At 74.3% G+C, this 7,454-nt stretch carries 1 protein-coding gene; it reads right to left on the bottom strand.

The genetic code is table 11. The annotated features are described in order from the left end of the window. A partial coding sequence (locus GD429_RS32935; protein WP_152863423.1) for a non-ribosomal peptide synthetase occupies positions 1 to 7,448 on the bottom strand: 7,448 nt, incomplete at its 3' end. Positions 7,449 to 7,454 lie beyond the last annotated feature (6 nt).

Below are 7,454 nucleotides of genomic sequence, written 5' to 3'. Positions count from 1 at the left end.
AGACAGAGCACCCGCGCCGGCACGACGGCGGCAGGCAGGTGCGCGGCGAGATACGCGCGCAGCGTGTCGGCTGCGTCGTGCGTGCCGGCGTCGTCCGTCAGCACCGCGTAGGCGATCAGTTCCTGGCGGTCGTCGTCGTGCGTGACGACGCGTGCGGCCGCCTGCCGGACCCACGGATGCGACGCGAGGCAGGCGTCGATCTCGGTCAGCTCGATGCGGATGCCGCGCAGCTTGACCTGCGCATCGCGCCGGCCGATGAAGTCGTGCGTGCCGTCGCGGCGCCAGCGGACCCGGTCGCCTGTGCGGTACAGCCGTTCGCCGTGCGCGAACGGGTCCGGCACGAAGCGCGAGGCGGTGAGCCCGGGGCGGCCGAGGTAGCCGCGCGCGACGCCGGCGCCGCCGATGTAGAGCTCGCCTTCGACGCCGACGGGCGCGAGTTCGCCGCGTGCATCGAGCACGACGAGCCGGCTGCCCGCGACCGGTGCGCCGATCGGCGCGGCGCCGGCCGGCACGCGGCTCACGAACTGCACGCTGGCCCAGACGGTCGCCTCGGTCGGTCCGTATTCGTTCGCGAGCAGGCACGCGGGGCCGTGCCGGTAGTGGGCGTCGACCACGTTCGCGGTCAGCGTCTCGCCCGCGAGCACGACGACTTCGAGCGGCGCGAGCGCCGCCGGGCACAGGTCCACCGCGAGCTTGTACAGCGACGGCACGCCGAGCCAGCCCGCGACGCGGCCGCGCTCGACCGTGGCCGCGAGCGCACGCGGGTCGCGCGCGCCGTCGGCATCGGGAAGGTGCAGCGTGCCGCCGCTCGCGAGCATCCAGAACAGCGTGGCGATCGAGCTGTCGAAGGCGAGCGACGGCACGAGCAGCATGCTCGCCACACGCGGGTACGCGGCGAGCCGCGCCGCCGTCGACGCGGCGAGGCTGCGATGGCTGATCGCGACGCCCTTCGGCACGCCGGTCGAGCCGGAGGTGAAGAGGGCGTAGGCGAGCGCATCCGGATGCATGGGCGAATCGAGCGGCGACGCATCGTGCGCGGCGAGGTCGGCTGCGTCGCGATCGACGAGCAGCACCGCGCGGGCCGCATCGGCAAAGCGTGGCGCGAGCGCGGCGCGCGTGATCACGAGCGCGGGCCGCGCCTCGCCGAGGATCGTCGCCGCGCGTGCGGGCGGCTGCTCCGGATCGACCGGCACGTACACGCCGCCCGCGCGCAGGATCGCGACGAGCGCGACGATGGCGTCGATCGAGCGTTCGAGCGCGACGGCGACGACGGTTTCCGCGCCGACGCCCCGCGTACGCAACGCGCGCGCGAGCCGATTCGCGGCGGCGTCGAGTTCGGCATAGCCGAGCGTGCGATCGGCGGCGACGAGCGCCGGATGGTCGGGCGTGGCGCGCGCGTGGCGCGCGATCGCATCATGCACGAGCGGCGCGTCGAGCCGCGCCGCGCGCCGGTCGCCGAGCGCGAGCAGTTGCGCGCGCGCCGCGTCGTCGAGGCCGTCGAGCCGCGCGAGCGGCGCGTCGGGCACGCGGGCGATATCGGCGTACAGCCTGCGCAGCCGCGCGCCCAGCGCGTCGATCGTGTCGCGGTCGAACAGGTCCGCATCGTATTGCCAGTCGAGCCGCAGTTGCCCGGACGCCGTGTCCTCGTGCGCGAACAGCGTCAGCTCGAACTGCGCGGCCGTCTCGTCGTCGTCGAACGCGTCGATCGCGAGCCCCGGCAGCCGCATCGCATGCTGCGGCGCGCTCTGCAGCACCAGCATCGCCTGGAACAGCGGCGTGCGGTCGAGCGTGCGCGCCTGGCCCGACGCGGCGACGATCGTCTCGAACGGCACGTCCTGCCATTCGAACGCGTCGAGCACGACGTCGCGCAGGCGGGCCAGTGCTTCGCGTGCGCTCGGCTCGCCGTGGAAGTCGCAGCGCAGCGGCAGCGTGTTCAGGAAGCAGCCGATCATGCGTTCGGCGTCGCGCGACGGCCGCTGCGCGATCGGGCTGCCGATCACGACTTCGTGCTGGCCCGCGTCGCGCGCGAGGAGCCACGCGTAGCCCGCGAGCAGCACGACGAACAGCGTCGTGTCGGCCTGCCGCGCGAGCGCGCGCAGCGCGGCCGTTTCCGCGGCGTCCAGCGTGAACGACACCTTGCCGCCCGCGTGGCTGCGCTGCGCGCGCCGGGGCCGGTCGGTCGCGAGCGCGAGCGCTTCGGGCGCACCCGCGAGCCGCTGCCGCCAGCGCGCGAGCGCCGCGTCGAGGCGCGCGCCGGACGCCGCCGCGCGCTGGCGCGACGCGTAGTCGGCATAGCCGAACGGCAGCGGGTCGAGCGGCGCGTCGTGCGCATAACCGTGCGCGAACTCGCGCGCGAACAGCCCAAGCGACCAGCCGTCGCAGACGATGTGATGCATCGCGACGACGAGCAGCGCGTCGTGCGCGCCGAGCGTCAGCAGGCCGACGCGCAGCGGCGGCGCGGCGGCGAGATCGAAGCGCTCGCGGGCGAAGCGGCGCGCGGCGTCGCGCAGCGCCGCGTCGTCCGCGCCGGCGAGATCGACGATGCGCAGTTCGGGGCGCCAGTCGGCATGCACGCGCTGGCGCGGTGCGTCGCCTTCGAGCGCGAACGTCGTGCGCAGGCTGTCGTGCCGCGCGACGATCGCGTCGATCGCGCGCCGCGCGGCGGCGACGTCGAGCGGCCCGCGCAGGCGCAGCGCGGACGCGATGTGATACAGCGCGCTGTCGCCGCCCGCGAGGCGGTCGAGGAACCAGAAGCGTTGCTGCGCGAACGACAGCGGCGCGGCGGGACCGGCGGTGGGCGTGGCCGCTTGCGCAGGCGAGGGCGAGGCGGCGAGCGCGTCGTCGCGCCCGCTTGCCGGTGGCGTGCCCGGCCGTTCGGCCGGCGGCTCACCGCTCGGGTCGGCCAGCCGTTGCACGCCGTCCGGCTCGACCGCATCCGCGGCCGCATCGATCGCCGCCGCGAGGCCCTGCACGGTCGGATGGTCGAAGATCGTCCGCAGCCGCAGGTCGATCCCATGTTCGTCGCGCAGCCGCGCGGCCACCTGCGTGGCGAGCAGCGAATGGCCGCCGAGTTCGAAGAAGTGGCCGGCGCGGCCGACGCACGCGATGCCGAGGACGTCCGCATAGACCGATGCGACCACCCGCTCGGTCGCGGTCGCCGGGTCGCGCGTGTCGTCGGCGCTCGGGGCCGCGACGGCCGCCGCCTGCTGCACGGACGGCAGCGCGGCGCGGTCGAGCTTGCCGTTCGTCGTGAGCGGCAGGCGCTCGAGCAGCACCACGGCGGACGGCACCATGTGCGCAGGCAGGCGCTTTTGCAGATGCGCGCGCAGCGTGCGCGGCAGGTCGCTGGCCTGGCGGAACGGCACGTTGAAGAAGCGCAGCAGATCGTCGTCGTCGGACAGCGACGCGGCGCGCGGGTCGGGCGCCGCCGATGCGCGGGGTGCGGCCGCGAGCGATCCGACGAACGCGTCGAATGCGCCGTGCGCGTCGTTCGCCGACCAGCGCAGCCGGCACGCCACACCCGCGGCCGCCGCCGCCGCGTCGACGGCCGCCGGATCGATCGCTTCGTCGCGCGCGTTCGCTGCGAAGTGCTCAGGCAGCGGCGCGCCATCGTCATCGGCGTCGAGCCACGCGACGAACGCATTCGCCTGCGCGACGCGGGCATTCGGAATGCGCCGGGCGACGACGCCCGCTTCGGCGCGCCGCGCGTCGTCGCACAGCGCGCGGAGATCGGCGACGGCCGCCGCCCCGACGTCGCGCGGCGTGGCGCCGGCGCGCCCGTCGCTACCCGTTTCGACACCCGTCTTCGTGATGATCGCGTCGTAGCGGTGCGACGCGAGTTCGTTACCGCTCGCGAAGTGCTTCAGCCGCACGTCGACATCGGCCACATCGTCGCGCCGGCTGGCGAGCGCATCGAACAGCGCCGGATCGAACAGCAGCTCGGGCTCCTGCTCGACGAGCCGGTTCAATTGCGCGCGCAGCGTGGCACGGTCGCGTGCGCCGTCCGTGCGGCGCAGCAGCTTCGTCGCGTGGAACTGCTGCAGCAGCGGCAGGCTGCGCAGGTCGCCGACGATCAGCCGGCCGCCCGGCGCGAGATGGTCGAGCGCGCGTTCGATCACGCGGAGCGCATACGCGGCGTCGGGAAAGTACTGCGCGACCGAGTTGATCACGATCGTGTCGAAATCGGCATCGAGACCGTCGAGCGCGGCGGCTTCCCGCTCGATGAGCGTCACCGTGCGCAGCCCGCGCCGCTCGACGACGCGGCCGAGCCGCGCGATCGCCTGCGCGGAGAAGTCGAGCCCGACGAAGCGCTCGCACGACGCGGCGAGCGGCAGCAACAGCATGCCGCTGCCGCTGCCGATCTCGAGCACGCGGCGCGGCGGCCGTTCCCGGATGCGCGCGAGCATTTCGTCACGCCACATCCGCATCTGGTCGCGCGGGATCGGTTCGCCGTCGTAGCTGTCGGTCCAGCCGACGATGTCGAGCAGCTCGTCGTCAGCCGCGTCGGCGCTGTAGATCATGTCGAAGCTGTCGCGCCAGCCGGGCGCGGTGTCGGGCGCTGCGTCCCCCGTGCCGCCGCCGCTGTCGCGCGGCACCGCATACGCGGCGAGCTGGGCGGCGTCGCCCGCGCCCGCCACGACGATCGCGCAATCGGCCACGGCCGGATGCTCGCGCAGCGCCGCGTCGATGTCGCCGAGCTCGATCCGGAAGCCGCGCAGCTTCACCTGCTGGTCCGCGCGGCCGCGGTATTCGAGCCGGCCGTGCGCGTCGAGGCGGCCGAGGTCGCCGCTGCGGTAGGGCCGGTTGCCGGCGGCGTCGACGATGAAGCGCTCGGCCGTCAGCGCGTCGCGGCCGAGATAGCCGCGCGCGACGCCCGCGCCGCCGACCAGGATCTCGCCGACCATGCCGGGCGGCACCGGCTGCAGATGCGGGTCGACGAGCCGGATCGTCATGTCCGGCAGCGGCTCGCCGATCAGGCTGCCGTTGCGGCCGCGCACGTCGGCGAGCGTGATGCGCCGGTAGGTGACGTGCACGGTCGTCTCGGTGATGCCGTACATGTTGACGAGCACCGGCGCGTCGTCGCCGTGGCGGTCGATCCAGCCGCGCAGGCTCGACAGCTCCAGCGCCTCGCCGCCGAAGATCACGTGGCGCAGCGCGAGCTCGGCCTCGCGGCCGTTGCGCTCCTCCTCGGCGATCAGCTGACGGAACGCCGACGGCGTCTGGTTCAGCACGGTCACGTGCGCGTCGCACAGCAGGTCGTAGAACGCGTCGGCCGTGCGGCGCACCGCCTCGGGCACGATCACGAGCTCGCCGCCGTGCACGAGCGCGCCCCAGATCTCCCACACCGAGAAGTCGAACGCGCTCGAATGGAACAGCGTCCACACGTCGGTCTCGTCGAAACCGAACAGCGGCGCCGTGGACGTGAAGAGCCGCGCGAGGTTGCCGGCCGTCACGCACACGCCCTTCGGGCGGCCCGTCGAGCCCGACGTGAAGATCACGTACGCAAGCGCGTCGGGGTCGGGCGCGGGAAGCGGTCCCGGCGCGACGGGTGGCGCGCTCGCGACGTCGTCGTCGATCGACCACACCGCCGCGTTCGCGTGCGCGGCGGCGGGCAGCGTCGCCGCGAGCGCGCGCTCGGTGAGCACGACGGCGGGCCGCGCGTCTTCCAGCAGCGTCAGCACGCGCGCTTCCGGATAGCCGGGATCGAGCGGCACGTACGCGGCGCCCGCGCGCAGCACGGCGAGCATCGCGACGATCGTGTCGAAGCCGGGCCGGAACCACAGGCCGACGCGCGCGCCGGGGCCGAAGCCGGCGTCGACGAGCCGGTGCGCGAGCGCATCGGCGCGGGCGTCGAGCGTGCCGTAATCGAGCGTCGCGTCGCCGAACCGCAGCGCAACCGCGTCGGGCCGGGCGAGCGCGTGGGCGCGCACGCGTTCGCAGACGGGCTCGAAGCGTGCGTCGGCGCAGGCGGCGCGCGGCGCGTCGTCCGCCGCCGGCTCGCTCGACAGCGGGAGCCTCGACACCGGCAGATCGGGCATGCGCGCCGCGTGTTCGAGCAGCGTGCCGAACTGCGCGGCCAGCCGCTCGACCGACGCGCGCTCGAACAGGTCCGCGTCGAACGACAACGCGAGCGCGAGCCCGTCGCCGTCGCGCGCGAAGAACAGTTCGAGATCGAAGCGCGACGCTTCCTGCGCGACGATCGGTTCGACCGTCAGGCCGCCGAGCGCGAAGGTCGCGTCGGGCGCCTGGTCGAGCATCGTGACGGCGACCTGGAACAGCGGATTGCGGCCCGCTTCGCGCGGCACGCGCAGCTCGTCGACGAGCTTGTCGTACGGCAGCGCCGCGTGGCTCATCGCGTCGCGGATCACGGCCGTCTGCCGGCGCGTCAGCTCGCGCAGGCCCGGATCGCCGGACAGGTCGCCGCGCAGCACGACCATGTTCGCGAAGAAGCCGACCAGCGCCTGCGTCTCGATGCGATCGCGCCCGGACACCGACGTGCCGATCACGACGTCGTCCTGTCTCGCATGGCGCGCGAGCAGCGCCATCAGGCCCGCGACGAGCACGGCGAACAGCGTCGTGCGTTCGTCGCGCGCGATGCGTTCGAGCGCCGCCACGGTATCGGCGGGAATCGCGGCCGACAGCAGCCGCTCGGCCGGCGCCGCGTGGCGCCGTTTGGTGGGGCGGACGCCGCGCGTGCCGTCGAGCGGCAGCTCCAGCGGTGTTGCGTCTGCAAGCTGGGTGCGCCAGTACGCGCGTTCGCGGGCCCAGTCCTCGCCGCCCGCGCGCTGCCACGCGGCGAAGTCGCCATAGGTGATGCCGAGCGGCGGCAGCGCGTGCGGGCGGCCCGCGCGCCGCGCATCGTACAGCCCGATCAGCTCGCGCAGCAGGATGCTCATCGACGTCGCGTCGCCGAACAGGTGATCGAGATGCATCAGCACCGCATGCTCGTGCGCCGACAGCCGCACGATGCGCAGCCGGAACGGGCGTCCGGCCGCGAGATCGAACGGCGTCGCGAACAGCGCGCGCGCCGCGTCGACGAGCGTCGCGTGCCGCGCGGCGTCGGCGCGGCCGCTCCAGTCCTCGACCGCGACGTCGGCGCTGCCGGGCGCGCACACGTGCTGCTCGGGCACGCCGTCGCGCACGCGGATCGCGGTGCGCAACGCGTCGTGGCGGCGCACCAGTTCGTTCACGCATTCGACGAACAGCGCCTCGTCGAGCGTGCCGCGCAGCCGGAACGCGCTGCCGATCGTGTAGCCGCCGCCGCTTTCGTTCAGTGCGTGCAGGAACCACAGGCGCTGCTGCGCGAACGACAGCGGCGCGGCCGCGCCGGGCGGCCTGCGCGGGATCGCGCGGTCGGGGGCGAGCGCGGCGACGTCGTCGCCCGCGATGGATTTCAGCAGCGCAAGATCGAGATCGAAGTCGAGATCAAGATCGGTTTCGTGGTTCATGGACGC

The sequence above is a fragment of the Burkholderia sp. BE17 genome (genome assembly GCF_009362305.1).
Lineage (GTDB): Bacteria > Pseudomonadota > Gammaproteobacteria > Burkholderiales > Burkholderiaceae > Burkholderia > Burkholderia pyrrocinia_C.
Note: the sequence above shows the minus strand (reverse complement) of the source record. Positions and strands in the feature narration are given on the sequence as shown.